General features: G+C 68.4%; 20 protein-coding genes and 2 tRNA genes. 14 read left to right on the top strand and 8 right to left on the bottom strand.

Annotation, left to right across the window (positions count from 1 at the left end; genetic code table 11):
- Positions 1-158: 158 nt before the first annotated feature.
- Positions 159-232: transfer RNA gene (locus ACIRGA_RS25800), tRNA-Gly, on the bottom strand.
- 83 nt (positions 233-315) lie between these two features.
- Between ACIRGA_RS25800 and ACIRGA_RS25795 the strand changes: the two genes are divergently transcribed.
- The 9 genes from ACIRGA_RS25795 to ACIRGA_RS25755 all read left to right on the top strand — a co-directional run bounded on the left by ACIRGA_RS25795 (position 316) and on the right by ACIRGA_RS25755 (position 8,540).
- Positions 316-389, top strand: a tRNA-Pro gene (locus ACIRGA_RS25795).
- 303 nt (positions 390-692) lie between these two features.
- A complete protein-coding gene (locus tag ACIRGA_RS25790) occupies positions 693-1,133 on the top strand; it encodes a GNAT family N-acetyltransferase (RefSeq protein WP_400945246.1) in 441 nt (146 codons plus the stop codon).
- 60 nt (positions 1,134-1,193) lie between these two features.
- Positions 1,194-2,360: an ROK family protein gene (locus tag ACIRGA_RS25785; protein WP_400945244.1), complete on the top strand. Its 1,167-nt coding sequence runs from the start codon at positions 1,194-1,196 to the stop codon at positions 2,358-2,360.
- Positions 2,361-2,450: 90 nt separating this feature from the next.
- The gene (locus ACIRGA_RS25780; RefSeq protein WP_400945242.1) at positions 2,451-3,470 is read left to right on the top strand and encodes an ABC transporter substrate-binding protein; all 1,020 of its coding nucleotides are present in this window, start codon (positions 2,451-2,453) and stop codon (positions 3,468-3,470) included.
- Positions 3,467-4,228 carry an ABC transporter ATP-binding protein gene (locus ACIRGA_RS25775; RefSeq protein WP_034313935.1) on the top strand — a complete coding sequence of 254 codons (762 nt, stop codon included), beginning with the start codon at positions 3,467-3,469 and terminating at the stop codon, positions 4,226-4,228. Before ACIRGA_RS25780 ends, ACIRGA_RS25775 begins: the two co-directional genes overlap by 4 nt.
- Positions 4,228-5,067, top strand: a complete 840-nt coding sequence (locus tag ACIRGA_RS25770) for an ABC transporter permease (RefSeq protein WP_400945239.1) — start codon at positions 4,228-4,230, stop codon at positions 5,065-5,067. Before ACIRGA_RS25775 ends, ACIRGA_RS25770 begins: the two co-directional genes overlap by 1 nt.
- A complete protein-coding gene (locus ACIRGA_RS25765; protein WP_400945237.1) occupies positions 5,064-6,398 on the top strand; it encodes an LLM class flavin-dependent oxidoreductase in 1,335 nt (444 codons plus the stop codon). Before ACIRGA_RS25770 ends, ACIRGA_RS25765 begins: the two co-directional genes overlap by 4 nt.
- Positions 6,395-7,297, top strand: coding sequence for a TauD/TfdA dioxygenase family protein (locus tag ACIRGA_RS25760; RefSeq protein WP_400945235.1), 903 nt, complete (start codon positions 6,395-6,397; stop codon positions 7,295-7,297). The genes ACIRGA_RS25765 and ACIRGA_RS25760 overlap by 4 nt, the downstream gene beginning before the upstream one ends.
- A gap of 25 nt (positions 7,298-7,322) precedes the next feature.
- Positions 7,323-8,540 (top strand): RNA polymerase sigma factor, encoded by a 1,218-nt coding sequence (locus ACIRGA_RS25755; protein ID WP_400945233.1) that lies wholly within the window; start codon positions 7,323-7,325, stop codon positions 8,538-8,540.
- Here ACIRGA_RS25755 and ACIRGA_RS25750 read toward each other — a convergent pair.
- Both ACIRGA_RS25750 and ACIRGA_RS25745 read right to left on the bottom strand, forming a co-directional pair.
- Positions 8,537-8,983, bottom strand: coding sequence for a nuclear transport factor 2 family protein (locus ACIRGA_RS25750; protein ID WP_400945231.1), 447 nt, complete (start codon positions 8,981-8,983; stop codon positions 8,537-8,539). The genes ACIRGA_RS25755 and ACIRGA_RS25750 overlap by 4 nt on opposite strands.
- A 3-nt stretch (positions 8,984-8,986) precedes the next feature.
- Positions 8,987-9,862: a TIGR03619 family F420-dependent LLM class oxidoreductase gene (locus tag ACIRGA_RS25745; RefSeq protein ID WP_400945229.1), complete on the bottom strand. Its 876-nt coding sequence runs from the start codon at positions 9,860-9,862 to the stop codon at positions 8,987-8,989.
- 111 nt (positions 9,863-9,973) lie between these two features.
- Here ACIRGA_RS25745 and ACIRGA_RS25740 point away from each other — a divergent pair, with 111 nt between their 5' ends.
- Positions 9,974-10,771 carry a hypothetical protein gene (locus ACIRGA_RS25740; RefSeq protein ID WP_400945227.1) on the top strand — a complete coding sequence of 266 codons (798 nt, stop codon included), beginning with the start codon at positions 9,974-9,976 and terminating at the stop codon, positions 10,769-10,771.
- Positions 10,772-11,158: 387 nt separating this feature from the next.
- On the opposite strand, the gene ACIRGA_RS25735 is transcribed toward ACIRGA_RS25740, so the two are convergent.
- Both ACIRGA_RS25735 and ACIRGA_RS25730 read right to left on the bottom strand, forming a co-directional pair.
- The gene (locus tag ACIRGA_RS25735) at positions 11,159-11,968 is read right to left on the bottom strand and encodes an Fpg/Nei family DNA glycosylase (RefSeq protein WP_400945225.1); all 810 of its coding nucleotides are present in this window, start codon (positions 11,966-11,968) and stop codon (positions 11,159-11,161) included.
- Between the two features lies 1 nt (position 11,969).
- Positions 11,970-12,443 carry a ribose-5-phosphate isomerase gene (locus ACIRGA_RS25730; protein WP_007034718.1) on the bottom strand — a complete coding sequence of 158 codons (474 nt, stop codon included), beginning with the start codon at positions 12,441-12,443 and terminating at the stop codon, positions 11,970-11,972.
- A 45-nt stretch (positions 12,444-12,488) separates the two neighbouring features.
- Between ACIRGA_RS25730 and ACIRGA_RS25725 the strand changes: the two genes are divergently transcribed.
- Together ACIRGA_RS25725 and ACIRGA_RS25720 are read left to right on the top strand one after the other, a co-directional pair.
- The gene (locus ACIRGA_RS25725) at positions 12,489-13,208 is read left to right on the top strand and encodes a 2-phosphosulfolactate phosphatase (protein WP_400945223.1); all 720 of its coding nucleotides are present in this window, start codon (positions 12,489-12,491) and stop codon (positions 13,206-13,208) included.
- Entirely contained in the window at positions 13,205-14,008 is an 804-nt protein-coding gene (locus ACIRGA_RS25720; protein ID WP_400945221.1) for an MBL fold metallo-hydrolase, read from the top strand. The genes ACIRGA_RS25725 and ACIRGA_RS25720 overlap by 4 nt, the downstream gene beginning before the upstream one ends.
- On the opposite strand, the gene ACIRGA_RS25715 is transcribed toward ACIRGA_RS25720, so the two are convergent.
- Positions 14,005-14,625 (bottom strand): hypothetical protein, encoded by a 621-nt coding sequence (locus tag ACIRGA_RS25715; RefSeq protein WP_005158288.1) that lies wholly within the window; start codon positions 14,623-14,625, stop codon positions 14,005-14,007. The genes ACIRGA_RS25720 and ACIRGA_RS25715 overlap by 4 nt on opposite strands.
- A gap of 167 nt (positions 14,626-14,792) precedes the next feature.
- Between ACIRGA_RS25715 and pepN the strand changes: the two genes are divergently transcribed.
- A complete protein-coding gene (gene pepN, locus ACIRGA_RS25710) occupies positions 14,793-17,366 on the top strand; it encodes an aminopeptidase N (RefSeq protein ID WP_400945219.1) in 2,574 nt (857 codons plus the stop codon).
- A gap of 76 nt (positions 17,367-17,442) precedes the next feature.
- Here the strand turns inward: pepN and ACIRGA_RS25705 are convergent, their stop codons facing one another.
- Together ACIRGA_RS25705 and ACIRGA_RS25700 are read right to left on the bottom strand one after the other, a co-directional pair.
- On the bottom strand, positions 17,443-17,925 hold the full coding sequence (locus tag ACIRGA_RS25705) for a DUF5130 family protein (RefSeq protein ID WP_400945217.1): 483 nt from the start codon (positions 17,923-17,925) through the stop codon (positions 17,443-17,445).
- Positions 17,912-18,175: a hypothetical protein gene (locus ACIRGA_RS25700; protein WP_400945215.1), complete on the bottom strand. Its 264-nt coding sequence runs from the start codon at positions 18,173-18,175 to the stop codon at positions 17,912-17,914. The genes ACIRGA_RS25705 and ACIRGA_RS25700 overlap by 14 nt, the downstream gene beginning before the upstream one ends.
- Before the next feature lie 278 nt (positions 18,176-18,453).
- On the opposite strand from ACIRGA_RS25700, the gene ACIRGA_RS25695 reads away from it, so the two are divergent.
- Positions 18,454-18,789 carry a hypothetical protein gene (locus tag ACIRGA_RS25695; protein WP_400945213.1) on the top strand — a complete coding sequence of 112 codons (336 nt, stop codon included), beginning with the start codon at positions 18,454-18,456 and terminating at the stop codon, positions 18,787-18,789.
- The last annotated feature ends 65 nt before the right edge of the window (positions 18,790-18,854 follow it).

Raw genomic sequence — 18,854 nt, 5'->3', positions numbered from 1 at the left:
GCCCAGCCCCCGCTCGGGGCTGGCGGCGTGGGGGGGGGGCTGGGCGGGGGGGCGTCCCCCCCCCCCCCCCCCCCCCCCCCCCCACCACCCCGGCCGATGTCTCCCTCTACACGAAAGAACCCGCAGGCCAGAAGGTCTACGGGTCTCGTTTGGAGCTGTGGAGCGGGTGACGGGAATCGAACCCGCGTAGCTAGTTTGGAAGACTAGGGCTCTACCATTGAGCTACACCCGCATGCCCCCGGAGTACCGGGTGCGAAAACAGCTTAGCGTGACCCGCTAGGCTGTGCGCACACCCCCCGGGAGATCGGGGAGTCACGGGATGTGGCGCAGCTTGGTAGCGCATCCGCTTTGGGAGCGGAGGGTCGCAGGTTCAAATCCTGTCATCCCGACTTCAGGCCTCTGGCCTGCGAGTTCACCGGCGTTTTGGCATGGCCGAGCCGGATCGAGGGCCGGCGTCGCACTCAGCGACCCTCCGCTTCGAGGGTTCGTTGCCGCACCAGGACGTGGACCGGCGACATCGACCGTGTGGATTTTGTTGCGTTGGATGACCCGAAACCCACACGGTCGCGCATGACCGGTCCGATCGCGACGGGTGTGTGGAAACAGGGACACTCAACGTCCCTGTTTCCACACACCCCTCACTCCAAGTCAGCGACCGACTTCCTCCGTGACTCTCCGCTTTAATCGGGATCATGGAGATCCGCCACGCCGTCAGCACCGACGCCCCCGCCGTGACCACGCTGCTCGCCGAGCTGGGCTACCCGGACAACAACGAAACCGACGTGCGCCGCCGGCTGGAACGCTGGGCCCGTCATCCCGAAGGCGCCGCGTTCGTCGCCGAGGCGGACGGCACGGTGGTCGGCGTCATCGCGGTGGTCGCGATCCCGCTTCTCGAGCGGCCAGGTTCCGGCGGACGGATCGTGGCCTTGGTGGTGGACGAGACCCGGCGCGGCTCGGGCATCGGTCGTGAGCTGGTCGCGGCGGCCGAGGCGGAGGCGCTGCGCTTGGGCTGCGACACCATGGAGGTCACCAGTTCCCGCCACCGGACCGGCGCGCACGCCTTCTATCGCGCCCGGGGCTACGAGGACCGTTGTGAACGCAGCGCCCGGTTCATCCGAACGCTGAACGCCTGACCAGCTCCCGGATGCTGAGAGCCCTAGGCCCACCGGCACCCGCTTGCGAACATCGGCACCGTGACCGGCAGGCGGAGCGCCAGTGCCAGCGCGGTGCTCCGCGTGGTGCTGGACGAAGGGGCGATAGCGCGCAGCACCATCGCGCGCCGCACCGGGCTGAGTGCCGCGGCCGTCACGGGGCATGTGGCGGAGTTGATGCGCCGCGGGTTCCTCATCGAGCTGCCCGAGGTCGCCGGAGCGGTCGGCAGGCCGTTCGTGCCGGTGGACCTCGACGCGGAACGCTTCGTGGTGTGCGGAGCGCATGTCGCGGTCGACCATCTCACCGTCGGGCTGCTCGACCTGCGCGGGAAAGTGTTGGCGCAGCTGGAAGCCCCGCATCACGGCGCCGAGCCCGCCGTGCAGGCCGCGCAGATCGCGGAGCTGCTCGACGACCTCCTCATCGGACACGCGCCGGAGCGGACGCCGCTCGGGTTGGGGGTGGCGACCGGCGGGTGGGTCGACGAGGCCTCGGGAACGGTGGTGGAGCACGGGTTGCTCGGCTGGCGAGGGGTTCCGTTGCGCGATCTGCTCACCGAGGTCACCGGTCTCGACGTCCGCGTCGACGGGCATTCGCGGGCACTCATCCACGCCGAACGCCTGCTGGGGCAACCGAGAGCGCGCAGCAGTGTCGTGCAGTTGTTCACCGGCAACGTAGTCGACGCCGCCTTCGCCACCGGTGACACCGTCCATCATGGACCGAGGTCGGCGGCGGGCGCGGTCGCGCATCTGCGGGTCGACGACAGTGACGAGCCTTGCCGCTGCGGGCGTTCCGGCTGTCTCGAAGCGACGGTGTCCGAGCGCACGGTGGCCCGTAAAGCCGCCGAAGCACAAATCATCAAAGAACCGGATTTCGCCGACGTGCTCCATTTGGCGGCATCGGGAAATAAAAGCGCCATCGCTATTTTCCAGGAACGCGCACGGATCATCGGACAGGCCGCCGCGTTGCTCTTCGACGTCCTGAATCCGGAAATCCTCATCGTGCTCGACCAGAGTGTACGCGACGTCGAAGGATGCCTTTCCACGATCCGGGACGAGGTCGCCCAGCGCTCCTGGATCTGCCAGGACGCGGCGAAACACGTTGTGGCGTCGAGCTTTCCGGGGACCGAGCTGGCAACGGCCGGCGGGGCGGTCATGCTGAACGCCCTCTACGAAGATCCGCTCTTCGCCAATCTCGCCAATGCCTCCTGAGTTACTTCACTAAATCGCAAAATTGACGCTCTCCGCCGGGCCTGCGAAGAATCTTCTTCAACGACGCGAACCCGAACGAAAGAGCCCACCGTGAAGAAACCAGTGCCCTTGATCGCCGCGCTCCTCGCCGGACTGGCGCTGTCGGGCTGCGGCGCCTCCGCGACCCCGGCGGGCGTGGCGGGCCAGCCGGAGAAGCTCGAACTCCGCTACCAGGGGTCGGCGAACAACGTCACCTTCCCCGAACTCGCCGAAGACCTCGGCTACTTCGGCCCGGTCAAACTCAAATGGGTCGGCAACACGATCAGCGGACCGCAGGACATCCAGTCCGCCGCGACCGACCAGACCGACTTCGGCGGCGCCTTCACCGGCGCGGTCGCCAAACTCGTCGACGCCGGCGCCCCGATCAAGGCCGTCGTCAACTACTACGGCTCCGACGCGAAGACCTTTTTGGGCTTCTACGTCAAGGCAGACAGCCCGATCCGCACGCCGCGCGACCTCATCGGCAAGAAGGTCGGCGTCAACACCGTCGGCGCGAACCTGGAGGCCGCCCTCGACACCTGGCTCAAACGCAGCGGCCTCACCGACGCGGAGATCGACCAGGTGCAGCTGGTCGTCCTGCCGCCGATCAACACCGAACAGGCCCTGCGCAACGGCCAGATCGACGTCGCCGCGCTCAACGGTGTCCTCCAGGACCGAGCCCTCGCGGGAGGCGGGGTGCGGCCCATCGTGAAGGACGTCGAGGCGTTCGGGCCGTACAACGGCGGGCCGTACGTGCTGCGGACCGACTTCATCAAGAAGTACCCGGAGACCACGAAGACCTTCGTGACCGGCGTGGCCAAGGCGATCGAATGGGCGCGCACCACACCGCGCGAGGAGGTCATCGCCCGGTTCACCAAAATCATCCAGAACCGTGGCCGCAACGAGAACACCGAAACGCTCAAGTACTGGAAGAGCACCGGTGTCACCAAGGGCGGGCTGATCTCCGACAACGACTACACGCTCTGGACGGACTGGCTCAAGCAGTCCGGGTTCATCAAGAAGGACCAGATCGACCTCAAGAAGATCTACACCAACGAATTCAACCCGTACCGCGAAGGCGGTGGCGCATGACCGCCAAGATCAGCCTCCGCTCGGTCACCAAGACCTTCGACACGCTGACCGCGCTGGACGACGTCTCCCTCGACATCGAGGACGGAACGTTCCTCTCGCTCGTCGGACCGAGCGGTTCCGGCAAGTCCACCCTGCTCGATCTGCTCGGCGGGCTCGCGAAACCCACCTCCGGCGAGGTCCTGATCGATGGGAAACCCGTCACCGGACCGGGTTTGGATCGCGGTGTCGTCTTCCAGCAGTACGCGCTGTTTCCGTGGCGCACCGCGCGCGCCAACGTCGAGTTCGGTCTCGAGGGCGGCACCCTGACCAAACGGCAGCGCGCCGAGCGAGCGAGGGAATTCCTTGACCTGGTCGGGCTTTCCGGCTTCGAGGAGCATCTCCCCCACCAGCTTTCCGGTGGCATGAAACAACGTGTCGCGATCGCGAGAAGCCTCGCCTACGACCCGGACGTGCTGCTGATGGACGAGCCGTACGCCGCGCTGGACTCCCAGACGCGTGAGCTCCTGCAAGAGGAACTGCGGCGGATCTGGCAGCGCACCGGCAAGACCATCGTCTTCATCACCCACAGCATCGAAGAGGCCGTCTACTTGGGACAGAAGGTCGCGGTGCTCACGTCGCGGCCGGGCAGGCTCAAGGACGTCGTCGACATCGACCTCGGCGACCGCTCGAACGACGACCTGCGCTCGGCGCCCGCCTTCGTGGCCCATCGCCACCGGCTGTGGGAACTCCTGCACGACGAGATCCGGAGGGCCGCCTGATGACCGCCACCCTCGATGCGCCGACAGTCCACACAGGACCGAAACCCGTCGCGCAACCTCACAAGAAGAAGCACAGGCTGAGCAAGGCTTTCCGCAGTTCGGCGGCGATCCTGCTGTTCCTCGCCGTTTGGGAGCTCGCTCCCCAGTACGTGCTCGACGAAGGCACGAGAACCTTCCTTCCTCCGCTGTCGGAAGACCTCGTCGCGCTCTGGGAGCTGATCCTCAACGGGCAGCTGGCCGACCATCTGCTGGCGAGTCTCGGCCGGTCCGCCGCCGGATTCGTGCTCGCGGTGGCCGTCTCGGTGCCGCTCGGCCTGCTGATCGCCTGGTACCGCCCGCTCGCCGAATTCCTCAACCCGTTGCTGGAGCTGGCCCGCAACACCGCCGCGCTGGCGCTGCTGCCGGTGTTCACGCTCCTGCTCGGCATCGGCGAGCTGTCCAAGATCGCGCTGATCGTCTACGCCTGCGTCTGGCCGGTGCTGCTCAACACGATCGCCGGGGTGAACACCGTGGATCCCTTGCTGGTCAAGGCCGCGCGTTCGCTCGGGCTGTCGAGCCCGAGCCTGTTCCGCAAGGTGATCCTGCCCTCTGCCGTGCCGACCATCTTCACCGGCATCCGGATGGCCGCGGCGTACTCGATCCTCATCCTGATCGCCGCGGAAATGGTCGGTGCCAAGGCCGGGCTCGGCTATCTGATCAACAACTCGCAGGTCAACTTCCAGATCCAGCAGATGTACGCCGCGATCATCACGGTCTCGGTGCTGGGCCTGGCCATCAACGCGGGCTTCGTCGCACTCGAGCGGCGGTTCTCCACCTGGCGTGTCAAGGAGAAGGCATGAACTCGCCGAAGAAACACCTGCACCTCAACGCGTTCGTGATGCCGAACGGTCATCACGAGGCGGCGTGGCGGCATCCGAGCACGGATCCGCACCGCGCCGCGACGCTGAAACACTACGTCGACATCGCCCGTACGGCGGAGCGCGGCAAGCTGGATTCGCTGTTCCTCGCCGACGGCGTCGCCTTGTGGGGCAACGTCCGCTACAACTCGCACACCCTGTTCGAGCCGCTGACGCTGCTTTCCGCGCTGGCCGGGGCGACGGAGCGCATCGGGCTCATCGCCACCGCGTCGACGACCTACAACGAGCCGTACCACCTGGCGCGGAAGTTCGCGTCGCTCGACCATCTCAGCGGCGGGCGCGCGGGCTGGAACATCGTGACGTCGGCGGGTGAGGACGAGGCCCGCAACTTCAATCGCGACGCCCGGCCGGCGCACGCGCTGCGTTACGAGCGAGCCACCGAATTCGTCGAAGTGTCCAGGAAACTCTGGGACAGCTGGGACGACGACGCGGCAGTGATCGACAAGGCGAGCGGGGTCTACGCCGACACCGACCGTATCCACCCGATCGACCACAACGGCCCGCATTTCCAGGTCCGCGGCCCGCTCAACATCCCGCGCCCGGTGCAGGGACATCCGTTGCTCGTCCAGGCCGGTTCGTCGGAGACGGGCAAGGAGTACGCGGCCCGGTTCGCCGAGGCGGTGTTCACCGCGCAGCAGACTTTCGCCGAGGGCAAGGCTTTTTACGACGACGTCAAGGGCAGGCTCGCGAAGTACGGCCGCTCGCCGGACGAGATCAAGATCCTGCCGGGGATCAGCCCGATCCTGGGCCGCACCGAGGCCGAGGCGAAGGAACGCGAGGCCGAACTCAACGCCCTCATCACGCCCGCGTACGGCGTGCGGCAGTTGTCGAACATGCTCGACCACGACCTGACGCCGTATCCGCTCGACGGTCCGCTGCCCGACGTCGGCACGTTCACCGAAGGCGCGCAGAGCCGGTTCGAGCTGGTCACCGGCCTGGCGCGGCGCGAGAACCTGACCATCCGCCAGCTGATCGAGCGGCTGGCGGGCGGCCGAGGCCACCGCGTCTTCGCCGGCACCGCCACGCAAGTGGCCGACCAGCTGGAGCACTGGTTCACCGAAGGCGCCGCGGACGGCTTCAACGTCATGCCGCCCACCCTGCCCGGCGGTCTCGAGGACTTCGTCGACCTCGTGGTCCCGGAACTCCAGCGGCGCGGGCTGTTCCGCACCGAATACACCACCACGACTTTGCGCGGCCACTACGGCCTCGCCCGCCCCGTCACCCGCACACCGGTAAAGGAGCACGCCGCATGACCGCACTCAACACCCAGGTCGAGGTCCGCAAGATCACCGGCAGGATCGGCGCGCAGGTCCTCGGCGTCGACCCGGCCAAGGAACTCGACGCCGCGACCGTCGCGTTCGTGACCGACGCCCTGCACGAGCACAAGGCGCTCGTCTTCTCGGGCGTCGACCTCGACGACGCGGGCCAGCAGCGGTTCGCCGAGCAGTTCGGTGAGCTGACCAAGGCGCACCCGACCGTCCCGTCGGTCGACGGTGAGCCGGCCATCCTGCCGGTCGACAGTGAACAGGGCCGCGCGAACCAGTGGCACACCGACGTCACCTTCGTGCTCAACCCGCCGAAGGCCAGCACGCTGCGCAGCCTGGTCGTGCCGCCCTACGGTGGCGAAACGCTGATCGCCAACTCGGCCGCCGCGTACCGGGATCTGCCGGAGCCGCTCCGGGCGTTCGCGGACACGCTGCGCGCCGAGCACACCAACGACTACGACTACGCGAAGGCGCCGGAAACCCTTGACGAGGCGGAGCAGGAACGCCGGAAGGTGTTCGTCTCGCAGAAGTTCCGCACGGTCCACCCGGTGGTGCGCGTGCATCCGGCGACCGGGGAGCGCGGGCTGTACATCGGCGGGTTCGCGCAGCGGATCGTCGGGCTGTCCAAGGGCGAATCGCGGGACATCCTGCGGCTGCTGCAGTCGTACGTGACGCGGCCGGAGAACGTCGTCCGGGTGAGCTGGGAGCCGAACCAGCTGGTGCTGTTCGACAACCGCATCACCCAGCACTACGCCGTCGACAACTACGACGACCTGCCCCGCCGCCTGAACCGGGTGACCGTGGCGGGCGACGTGCCGGTGGGCATCGACGGGGTGCCGAGTGAATCCCTCGAAGGCGACGCTTCGCACTACTCCCCCGTCGCCTGACGACCGAAGTGGTAAGACTGGCGTTGTGAAGGACGATCGTCAGGTGGAAGCGCTCCTGAGGGAGCTGGCCCCGCAGGTCATCGGGTTGCTGGTGCGCAAGCACGGGCAGTTCGACGCCTGCGAGGACGCCGTCCAGGAAGCCCTGCTCTCGGCCGCGCGGCAATGGCCGGAGCAGGGCATCCCGGACAGCCCGAAATCCTGGCTCGCGACGGTCGCCTCCCGGCGGCTGGTGGACGAGTGGCGCAGCGAGAGCGCGCGACGGCGGCGCGAGGAGAACAACGCGCTGATGGACCTGGCCGGTCCCGCTGAACCATCCGAATCGGACGACACGCTCACCGTCCTTTTCCTTTGCTGCCACCCTTCTCTGTCCGCGCCGTCGCAACTCGCGCTCACGCTGCGCGCCGTCGGCGGCCTGACCACGGGCGAGATCGCGAACGCTTTCCTGGTCCCGGAATCGACGCTCGCCCAGCGGATCAGCCGGGCGAAACAGACCATCAAGAAGGCGGGCGCCGAATTCGTCCTGCCGCCTGTCGGGGAGCTGGCCGAACGGCTCCGCGTCGTCCTCCAAGTGCTGTACCTGATCTTCAACGAGGGCTACACGACCAGCGGCGGCCCCGACCTGCACCGAGCCGACCTGACCGCCGAGGCGATCCGGCTGACCAGGCTGCTCCGGCGGCTCATGCCGGACGAGGACGAGGTCACCGGCCTGCTCGCGCTCATGCTGCTGACCGACGCCCGCCGGGCCGCCCGCGCCGGCGAGGACGGCTCGCTCGTCCCGCTCGCCGAGCAGGACCGCTCACGCTGGAACGCGGAAACGATCACCGAAGGGGTTTCGCTGGTGAGCGAGGCTTTGGCGACGGGTCCCGTCGGGCCGTACCAGGTGCAGGCCGCGATCGCCGCCGTCCACGACGAGGCGGCCACCGCGGCCGACACGGACTGGTCGCAGATCCTCGCGCTCTACGACGTCCTCGAGAAGGTCTCGCCGGGCCCTATCGTGACGCTCAACCGCGCCGTCGCGGTCGCGGAGGTCAACGGGCCGGAAGCAGGGCTCGAACTGCTGGCCACACTCGACGGCGACAGCCGGATGAGCCAGACGCACCGGCTCGATTCCGTGCGCGGGCATCTGCTGGAACTGGCCGGGGACACCGGTGCCGCGCGCGAGGCCTACCTCCGGGCGGCGGGCAAGACCGCGAGCGAACCCGAGAAGCAGTACCTGACCCGGCGCGCGGAGCGGCTCTCCTAGTCCTCGGCTTTGCGGGCCGTGGCCATGGCGCGTTCGGTCTCCCAGAACGCGCGCATCGACACGATCAGCCCGTCTTCGCGTACCCGGTAGACGAACACGCCGTCGGTGTCGACGCGATAGCCGCCGGGCAGATACGTCGTGATCGTGCCGACGTTCGCGACCTCGTCCCCGGCCGCGTGCGAATCGCGGATGGTGAACCGGAAGCGTTTGACGTTCGCGATCGTCTTGTCCCAGAAGGCACTGATCCCGTCGTGCCCGTGGTGTCCCTTGCCCTCTTCGTCGAACATCGACCGGCCGATCGGATCCTCGACGACGGCGTCCCCGGCGAAGAGGCCGAGCCAGGCGGCCTTGTCCCCGGCGGTGACGGCGGTCATCGAGCGGAACGCGGCCTGCCGCGCGGGCGGCTGTTCGGCAGCCGGATCCCAGCAGACGTCGACACCCATGGTTCAGTCTCCCATCTTCGCGATGATCTCGTCGCCGAACTTCTTGATGGAATCGAGCTTCGGACCGACTTCGGCGTCGAAACCGAGGCCGTCGAACACCCACGGCATGGTGATGATGTCGGTGACGCCGATGTCGCCCTGCTCGCGATAGCCGTCGAGACCGAACTTGTCGATGCAGACGGCCTGGTACTCGAAGGGATCGTCGGCGCGGCCCCGGTCGGCCAGCAGCCCGCGCAGCTTGGCGATCGTGTCGCGGAGATCGTCGAACTTCATCATCGCCGAAGACCAGCCGTCGGCGACGCGCGCGGCCCGGCGCAGCGCGACGTCGGTGTGACCGCCGATGTAGAACGGCACTCGCGACGGCGGTGTCGGGCTCATGCGGAGCTTGTCGAAGTCGAAGAACTCGCCGTGGAACTCGACCATCCCGCCGTCGAGGATCAGGCGCAGCACCTCGATGGCCTCGTCGACGCGTTTGCCGCGCTTCTCGTACGGCGCGCCGCACCAGCGGAACTCCTCGGGTGACCAGCCGACGCCGAGCCCGAGCCCGAACCGGCCGCCGGTCAGCGCCGCGACCGAGTTCACCTGACGGGCGAGCAGGACCGGGTTGCGGGAGCCGAGTTTGAGCACGGAGGTGTAGAACGTGAGCCGCTCGGTGACCGCGCCCATCGACGCGGCCGCGACCAGCGGATCGGCCCAGGGCGTCTCCTCGGTCCAGAAGCGGCTGCCGTCGGGCGTGTACGGATAGTCGGCCGAGACCGTTTCGGAGTAGAACAGGGAATCCGGGAGCGCGATCGACGAGAAGCCCGCCTCTTCGGCGGCCCGGGCGAGCTCGCCCAGCTGATCGAGCGGATTCATCGCGATCGACAGGGTGAACTTCATGGAGCCGAACTATAACGTGTTCTAGTTTCGCCCGCCAGTGCGCGCGGGAACCCCCGGCGGGTTCTCCGCGTTGATCCGGTCAAAGGCCGAACGATTCCTGGAGTTGAACCCATGGGCACCGCGATCTTCCTGATCGTGCTCCTCGTCGTCGTGGTCGGCGGCGGCATCTACTTCGCGAAATCCCAGGCGGCGGCCAAGAAGCGCCAGCTGGACGACGCGAAGGCGGACGCACGGCGCCTCGTCGAACGACTGGGCGGTCAGGTCATGAACCTCACCGGCACGGACACCGCCTCCCAGCAGGCGATGGCGGACGCGTCCGAACGCTTCACCGCGGCGGGCTCCCAGATGGAGCAGGCACAGACCGTCGAGCAGGCCCGGCTGGTGCGCGAGACCGCCATCGAAGGGCTCTATTACGTCCGCGCGGCGCGGCTCGCGATGGGCATGGACCCCGGACCCGAGCTGCCCGGCAGCGAAGAGCGCGATCGGGCGGGCAAGGTCACCGAGTACCGCTCGGTCGACGTCGAGGGCGAGCACTACGAGGCCTCGCCGGACCCGAGCCAGCGGACGCCGCACTACTACCCCGGCGGCCGTGTGGCAGGCCGTCCGGTGCCGCAGGGCTGGTACAGCGAGCCGTGGTGGAAGCCCGCGCTCGTCGCCGGTGCCTGGGGTCTCGGTTCGATGCTGCTGTTCAGCGCGATGTTCTCCGGGATGGCGGGGATCGCGAGCGCGTCGGCCTGGGAGTCGGGTTACGACGCGGGCCAGGAGGACGCGGGTGCCGCGGACGCCGGCGGTGACGCGGGCGACGCCGGAGGCGACATGGGCGGAGACGCCGGTGGTTTCGATGGCGGTGGCTTCGACGGTGGCGGCTTCGATGGGGGCGGTTTCGACGGCGGAGGCTTCGACTTCTAGCGCGGGCTGAAAGGGCCCTTTACCGCATGCGATGCGGTGAAGGGCCCTTTCGCTGCATCCAGACCCGAGGCTCGTCAGGCGGGCTGGCAGGTCGGACGGGTCGCGAGTGGCGATGTCACGTGATCGACTGGACGACACGCGTGATCCGGCGGACGACACGCGCGCGGGAACTCTCTTCCTTGTGCCCGACTGAAGTCCACTTAGATACCTGACCCACCCTTGGTTTCAACCCGAATCGCCTCACGACCACCGTGACTCCCGACTTGGCACGGAGGCATCCTCCGCGGCGCCCGCGCCGAGCTCAAAGATGTCGCGAAAGCCACTTTCGAGACGTCAGACGTCCCGAAAGTGGCTTTCGCGACACATCGCATCAGTGCCACCCGGCCGTCAGGCGGGCTGGCAGGTCGGGCACCAGAAGAGGTTCCGCGCCGCCAGATCGCTCCGCAGCACCGGTGTCCCGCACACGAGACAAGGCATCCCCTCGCGGCGGTAGACGTAGACCTCGCCCCCGTGCCGGTCCTGCCGCGGCGCGCGGCCGGTGACCTCGGGCAGATGCTCCGGCGCGACGGTGTCGATCCGTCCCACCCGGACACCGTGCCGCATCAGCGTTACGAGATCCGCCCACATGTCGTCCCACAGCCCGCGGTCGAGCGCGCGGCCCGGGACGAGCGGGGCGACACCGTGCCGGAAAAGCACCTCGGCGCGATACACGTTGCCGACGCCCGCCAGCACCGACTGGTCCATCAGCAGTGCCGCGATCGACGTCTTCGACCGCGAGATCCGGTCCCACGCCTTGTCCGGCTTCGCGTCACGGCGCAGCGGATCCGGGCCGAGCCGCGCCTTGATCGCGTCGACCTGGGGCGCGTCCAGGAGTTCGCACTGATTCGGGCCGCGCAGGTCTGCGGAATGCGTCGGGCCCGCCAGCCGCATCCGCACCTGCCCCACCGGCTCCGAAACGGGCAGTGGCTCGTCGGAGAACGTGCCGTAGAGGCCGAGGTGGACGTGCACCGTCCCGTGTGGACCGTAGTCGTGGAACAGATGCTTCCCGTACGCCTCGGCCTTCACCAGCACCCGGCCGTCCAAACGGGACGCTTCGGCGGCGAACCGTCCCTGCGGGCTGCTCACCTCGACCGGGTGACCGGCGAAACGGCGTTTGTGCAGACGTGCCAAGCGATGGAGCGTGTGCCCCTCGGGCATGTCAGTGCTCGGGGAGCGGCGGCGGCCAGCCGGTGTTCTCGTAGTCCAGGATCTGCTGGACGCGGCGGCCGTGGCGCTCGTCCGGGCTCGGCGGGGTCGCGAGGAACGCCTCGACGATCTCCGTGGCCTCTTCAGTGGTGTGCATCCGCGCGCCGACGCCGATCAGCTGGGCGTGGTTGTGCTCGCGGGTGAGCTTCGCGGTCTCGACACTCCACGCGAGGCCGGCGCGGGCGCCCTTCACCTTGTTGGCCGCGATCTGCTCGCCGTTGCCGGAGCCACCGACGACGATGCCGAGGCTGCCCTCGTCCGCGACGACGCGGCGGGCCGCCTCGATGCAGAACGCCGGGTAGTCGTCGGCCGCGTCGTAGACGAAGGGGCCGACGTCCTCGACGTCGTGGCCCTGCTCCTTGAGGTGGGCCACGAGGTGGTTCTTCAGTTCGAAACCGGCATGGTCGGAGCCAAGGTAAACACGCACAGCGCGGAGTCTGCCATCACGTTCCGGCGCGGGCATGCTGTGGGGGTGGACATCAGGCTCGAATGGGGACCCGAGGGTGTCGCCGCCTTGGGCGGGGACTGCGCCGTGCTCGTCATCGTCGACGTGCTTTCCTTCTGCACCACAACGGATCTCGTGCTCGGCAACGGCGGACGCGTGCTGCCCGTCCGCTGGCGCGATCGCCGCGGCGAGGAGGCCGCGAAAGCGCGAGGCGCCATCCTCGCGGGTGAAGAACACTGGACCTTGCGACCTTCGTCTGTGACGGAAATCCCTTCCGGCACGCTTCTCGCGCTTCCTTCACCCAACGGCGCCACGCTCTGCGACGCCGCCGCCACGACCGGTGCCGTGGTCTTGGCGGGATGCCTGCGCAACGCGACCGCCGTCGCCGCCCGCGCGGCCGAACTGGCGGACGGACGTCCGATCGGCGTCGTCCCCGCCGGGGAACGCTGGGGCATCGACCTGCGCACCGAAGCCAAGACGTTCGGACCGCTGAGGCCGTGTGTCGAGGATCAGCTCGGCGCAGGCGCGATCGTCGCGGCTCTGGACGGCTACGGCCGTCTCTCCCCCGAAGCCCGTCTCGCGGCCATCGCGGCAAAAGCGATCGACATCGCCGAAGCACTGACAGAGTGTTCCTCCGGGCTCGAACTCGCCGCGGCCGGGCACGCGAACGACGTGAAGCTCGCCGCGAAGCTCGATACGAGCGGCACGGTTCCCGTGCTGCGCAACGGAATTCTGGAGGATTCGTGACTTGGCTCGAACTCGCGGACGGCGTGTACGCCCGCCGTTACGAGGAGCTGGACCTGACCGTCGGACTCGTCGTGGGCAGCGAACGCTGCCTGGTCGTCGACGTTCGCGGTGACGTCGAGCAAGGCGCCGAACTGGCGGCTGCGGTACGCGAGATCACGCCGCTGCCGTGGTCGGTCGCCTACACCCACGCGCATTTCGACCACGCCTTCGGCACGACGGCGTTCCTGCCGTGCGATGTCTGGGCGCACGAAGGGTGCGTGGCCGAGCTGACCACCTACGGCGAGGGCGCGCGGCGCAAGTGGATCCAGCACTACCTGGGTGAAAACCGCCCCGAAATGGCGGAAGCGCTGGAGCGCACCACGATCACTCTTCCGGACAAACCGGTCGTCGACACCGCCGAGATCGATCTCGGCGGCCGCACGGTCGTGTTGCGGTTCCTCGGCCGGGCCCACACCGATCACGATCTGTTCGTGCACGTGCCCGACGCTGGCGTGATCTACGCGGGCGACGCCGTCGAGAACGCCGAAGCCGGCTTCAGTGCGTTCTCCTTCAACGACGGAAGTTCGCTGGCCGAGTGGCCCGGGGTGATGGACGCGATCCTGGCGCTGGAGCCGAAGAGCATCGTCGCCGGGCACGGGGACCCCGTCGACACCGCCTTCATCGAGAAGCACCGCGACGGGCTGCGCGAACTCGTCGCGCTCAAGACCCGGATCGCGGCAGGAGACCTCACGACGGACGAAGCCGTCGCGAGGTCCCCCTACCCCGACGACGTCACCAAGGCGGCGTTGGAGACCCCTTAGTCGAAGTTCAGGTCCCCGGACCGGGTGCGCTTCAGCTCGAAGAAGTCCGGGTAGCTCGCCAGCGCGCGGGCGCCGTCGAACACCTTGACGGCGTCCTCGCCGCGCGGGATCGAGCTCAGCACCGGGCCGAAGAAGGCGACGCCGTCGATGTGGATGGTCGGGGTGCCGACGTCCATTCCGACCGGATTCATACCTTCGTAGTGACTCTTTTTGAGCGCCTCGTCGTATTCGGTCGACTCGGCGGCCTCGGCCAGCTCCGCCGGGGCACCGATGGCCTCGAGGGTCTCCTTGATGACCTTCGGGATGTCCTTGTCGCCCTGGTTGTGGTGGCGCGTGCCGAACTCCGTGTAGAAGTCGCGCAGCGCCTCCTCGCCGTTCTTCTGCGCCAGCGCGGTGGCGACGCGGACGGGGCCCCAGCCGCGGCCCAGCAGCTCCTTGTACTGCTCAGGCAGGTCCTCGCGGCCGCTGTTGAGCTCGGACAGGCTCATGATCCGGAACCTCAGGTCGAGGTCGCGGTGCTTCTCCACTTCGAGGATCCAGCGCGAGCTGATCCAGGCGAAGGGACAGATCGGGTCGAAGTAGAAGTCGACCTTGGTCGTCTCGGACGGGGCGGTCATCAGGTTCTCCCAGTGCCATCGTCTTGGTGGGCCGGAACACACTCCGGTGCTACACAGCGAGCCAACATCGCGGCCGTCGGCGTTGTTCCCGTCGTCAGCACCGGCCTCGACATGATTGGATGCCAGTAGTTGGAAACCAAAACCGATACCGATGACCAGAGGTGCCAGTGCCCGCCCCCAACCTGACCCGAGACCAAGCCAAGCTGCGCGCGGAGCTGCTCGACGTCGAGTCCTACGACATCGAGCTGGATCTGACCGACGGCCGTGGCGGTCCCGGTGAGAAGACCTTCACGTCGAAGACGACGATCAAGTTCGCGAGCGCCAGAAGCGGCGAAGCGTCGTGGGTCGACATCGTCGCCGAGGGGATCGAGTCGGCCGTCCTCAACGGGACGGACCTCGACGTCAGCGGGTACGTCGAGGACAAGGGCGTCGAGCTGCCCGGGCTCGCCCAGTCGAACGAGCTCGTCGTGGACGCGGTCTGCCGGTACATGAACACCGGCGAGGGCCTGCACCGGTTCGTCGACCCGGTCGACGACGGCGTCTACCTCTACACGCAGTTCGAGACCGCGGACGCGAAGCGTATGTTCGCCTGCTTCGACCAGCCCGACCTCAAGTCGGTCTACCGGCTCACCGTGATCGCGCCGAAGGACTGGAAGGTCATCTCGAACGCGCTCATCGAATCCACGGAGGAGACCCCGGAAGGGGCCGTCCGCACCGTGTTCAAGGTGTCCGAGCGGATCTCGACCTACCTGGTCGCGCTGATCGCGGGCCCGTACAGCGAGTGGCGCGACGAATTCTCCGACGAGCACCGCACGATCCCGCTGGGCATCTATTGCCGCGCCTCGCTCGCCGAGCACATGGACGCCGACAAGCTGTTCACCGAGACCAAACAGGGTTTCGCCTTCTACCACGAGAAGTTCGCGACGCCGTACCCGTTCTCCAAGTACGACCAGCTGTTCGTGCCGGAGTTCAACGCGGGCGCGATGGAGAACGCCGGCGCGGTCACCTTCCTGGAGGACTACGTCTTCCGCAGCCGCGTCACCCGCTACGCCTACGAGCGCCGCGCCGAGACGCTGCTGCACGAGATGGCGCACATGTGGTTCGGCGACCTGGTCACCATGCGCTGGTGGGACGACCTGTGGCTGAACGAGTCGTTCGCGACCTTCGCGAGCGTGCTGGCCCAGGCCGAGGCCACCGAGTACAAGAACGCGTGGACCAGCTTCGCGAACATCGAGAAGTCGTGGGCGTACCGGCAGGACCAGCTGCCCTCGACGCACCCGATCGCCGCGGACATCGTCGACCTGCACGCGGTCGAGGTGAACTTCGACGGCATCACCTACGCCAAGGGCGCGAGCGTCCTCAAGCAGCTCGTCGCCTATGTCGGCCTCGACCACTTCCTCGAAGGCCTCAAGGTCTACTTCGGCAAGCACGCGTGGGGCAACGCGACCCTCGCGGACCTGCTGGGCGCGCTGGAAGAGGCCTCGGGCCGCGACCTGTCGTGGTGGAGCGCGCAGTGGCTGGAGACCACCGGTCTCAACTCGCTGAGCCCGCGCTACGAGGTCGGCGCCGACGGCACGTACACCTCGTTCGCCGTCACCCAGACCGGCGCCAAGCCGGGCGCCGGTGAGCTGCGGACGCACCGCGTCGCGGTCGGCGTCTACGACGAGGACGAGAACGGCAAGATCGTCCGCAAGCACCGCGTCGAGCTCGACGTCGACGGCGAGCGCACCGAGGTCCCGGGGCTCGTCGGTCTCCCGGCGGGCAAGCTCGTGCTGGTCAACGACGACGACCTGACCTACTGCACGATGCGGCTCGACCCGGCGTCGCTGACCACGCTGATCGACCGCATCGCCGACATCACCGAGCCGCTGCCGCGCACGCTGTGCTGGTCGGCGGCGTGGGAGATGACGCGCGAGGCCGAGCTCAAGGCCCGCGACTTCGTCACCCTGGTGCAGCGCGGAGTGCACACCGAGACCGAGGTCGGCGTGGTGCAGCGGCTGCTGCTGCAGGCGCAGACGGCGCTGAACTCGTACGCGAACCCGGCATGGGCGGCGGACAAGGGCTGGCCGGAGTTCTCCGCGCGGCTGCTGGAGCTGGCGCAGGGCGCCGAGGCCGGTTCGGACCACCAGCTCGCGTTCGTGAACTCGCTCGCCGGGTGCGTGCTCGACGACAAGACGCTGGCGATCATCGCGGGCTGGCTCGACGGCACCGCTCCGCTGGAGGGCCTGACCGTCGACACCGACCTGCGCTGGCGGCTGCTGCACGCGCTCGTCGCGCACGGCAAGGCGGAGAACCCCGAGATCGACACGGAGCTCGCGAAGGACGACACCGCCGCCGGACGACGTCAGGCGGAGCGTTCGCGGGCGCTGCGGCCGACCGACGAGGCGAAGGCCGACGCGTGGCAGCGGGCGGTGTACGACGACGAGTTGCCCAACGCGGTCAGCGACTCGCTCATCACCGGCTTCTCCCACCCGGGCCAGAAGCACCTGCTCGGCGGCTACGTGACGCGCTACTTCGAGGTCATCGACGAGGTGTGGCAGCGGCGCTCCAGCGAGCGAGCGCAGCCGACCGTGGTCGGGCTGTACCCGTCGTGGGCCGTCGAGCCGGCGACCGTCACGGCGTCGGACGAGTGGCTGGCCGGCGAGCACCCGGCGGCGCTGCGCCGTCTCGTGTCGGAAGGCCGGGCCGGGATCGTGCGGGCGCTGGCCGCCCGTGAGTTCGACTCGCAGGCCGGGATCTAGAAAAAGCTGAAGGGGCCCTTCACCGCATGTGCTGCGGTGAAGGGCCCCTTTGCTGCGTCTTATGCGGGAAGCTCCGTCAGTGCTGCGGAGCGCCCGCCTGGTCGCTCAGCATGCGGAGGGCGTTCACGAGGCCACCGACGAGGTCGCCTTCCTTGAACGAGGCCACCATGCTGGCCACGGCGAGCTTCGCGCCGCGGTCGGGCAGGCGGTGCCGGGCCTGCGAGCCCGTCACGATCTCGATCGCCCGCTGGCCCGGCGACACGGCGACGACGACGCCGTCGGCCGGGTTGTCGGTCGAGCTCAGCAGGCCTTCGGCGGTGACGCGGGTGTCCTCGCCGAGGTCACCCAGGTACACACTGAAGTCCAGGCCGGTCTCGCGGCTGGCGAGGGTCAGCGCCTCGTCCAGCCGGGCGAGCTGCTGGGTCGTGAATGGGCTGATCGGACCAGCCGGTTCGTACATCTTGGCGGCGGAAATCCGGCCGCTCGAAGTAACGGCGGCGCCGTAACCGGGCTCTTCGTCAACAGCGGTGGACGAATGGGTCAGTTCACCAGTTGCCACGAGCGCCTCCCGTCACCGAAGCTCCGTCCGCCGCGACGACGGCGGTCGCGCCGCCCGTGTTCGCGTGCGAATGCCTTGCGCCGACACCGTCGGGGTTGGCGCTCCACCACATGGCCGGGTACTCCCACGGCTGCCCCGGCCGGTACCGGGCGACGCCCGCGCCCTTCGACCGCAGCGTGGCCACTCCGCAAAGCGCGTAGATGGCCAAGGGGATCACCGCGAAGACCAGGATCGTCTCGACAAGGTTCACGCGCGTGAGCGTATCCGATGGCGTGCGGCCGCACCCGCTCGCAGGGCCCCTACCGCTCGTCGTCCGGAGAGGGCCGTCCGCCGCTTGCCGCGAAAGCGCTCCCACGTTGGGGCGAAGCCCTCAAGGCCGAAAGGTTGCAACTCAACGTACGGGCGGCCGCACCCGGCGCTGTCGTCTTGTCGCGGCCTTGAAATCCTCGTAGCTTTTTCACCTGTACGGGCCTTGCGCCCAGCTCCCCCACCCCAGCAGGTAACGCACCGGTCGCAGGAGGATATGTCATGCAGAGCACCCAGACACCCGGCCAGGCGATCATCGACGACGTTTCGTCACTCTTCGAAATTGGATTCGTCCCCGGTACGCGTGTGACGGCGGGCACACGGGTTACGCGCGGTACTCGGGTCACTCGCGGTACGCGGGTCACCGCCGGCACCCGGGTCACCCGCGGCACTCGCGTCACCCGAGGCACCCGCGTCACCGCCGGAACCCGCGTCACCCGCGGCACGCGAGTCACCCGCGGCACCCGCGTGACGGCAGGCACCCGCGTCACCCGGGGGACCAGGGTCACCCGTGGCACCCGCGTGACCTGCCAGAGCGACTTCTCGCTCGCCGCCTGAGTTCGAGCACGACCGGTCAAGTAGGGGACGGCGTACTCGTAACGAGCTTCACCACGGCATCATCG

It is taken from the genome of Amycolatopsis sp. NPDC102389 (genome assembly GCF_044765885.1).
GTDB lineage: Bacteria > Actinomycetota > Actinomycetes > Mycobacteriales > Pseudonocardiaceae > Amycolatopsis.
The sequence above is the reverse complement of the archived record's forward strand: the minus strand, read 5'-3'. Positions and strand labels throughout refer to the sequence as shown.

What these genes read in the sequence shown, in the direction of transcription:
- ACIRGA_RS25790 (WP_400945246.1), top strand. Translation starts at nt 693, where the DNA reads ATGGAGATCCGCCACGCCGTCAGCACCGACGCCCCCGCCGTGACCACG.
- ACIRGA_RS25775 (WP_034313935.1), top strand. Translation starts at nt 3,467, where the DNA reads ATGACCGCCAAGATCAGCCTCCGCTCGGTCACCAAGACCTTCGACACG.
- ACIRGA_RS25770 (WP_400945239.1), top strand. Translation starts at nt 4,228, where the DNA reads ATGACCGCCACCCTCGATGCGCCGACAGTCCACACAGGACCGAAACCC.
- ACIRGA_RS25765 (WP_400945237.1), top strand. Translation starts at nt 5,064, where the DNA reads ATGAACTCGCCGAAGAAACACCTGCACCTCAACGCGTTCGTGATGCCG.
- ACIRGA_RS25760 (WP_400945235.1), top strand. Translation starts at nt 6,395, where the DNA reads ATGACCGCACTCAACACCCAGGTCGAGGTCCGCAAGATCACCGGCAGG.
- ACIRGA_RS25750 (WP_400945231.1), bottom strand. Translation starts at nt 8,983, where the DNA reads ATGGGTGTCGACGTCTGCTGGGATCCGGCTGCCGAACAGCCGCCCGCG.
- ACIRGA_RS25745 (WP_400945229.1), bottom strand. Translation starts at nt 9,862, where the DNA reads ATGAAGTTCACCCTGTCGATCGCGATGAATCCGCTCGATCAGCTGGGC.
- ACIRGA_RS25740 (WP_400945227.1), top strand. Translation starts at nt 9,974, where the DNA reads ATGGGCACCGCGATCTTCCTGATCGTGCTCCTCGTCGTCGTGGTCGGC.
- ACIRGA_RS25735 (WP_400945225.1), bottom strand. Translation starts at nt 11,968, where the DNA reads ATGCCCGAGGGGCACACGCTCCATCGCTTGGCACGTCTGCACAAACGC.
- ACIRGA_RS25715 (WP_005158288.1), bottom strand. Translation starts at nt 14,625, where the DNA reads ATGACCGCCCCGTCCGAGACGACCAAGGTCGACTTCTACTTCGACCCG.
- ACIRGA_RS25695 (WP_400945213.1), top strand. Translation starts at nt 18,454, where the DNA reads ATGCAGAGCACCCAGACACCCGGCCAGGCGATCATCGACGACGTTTCG.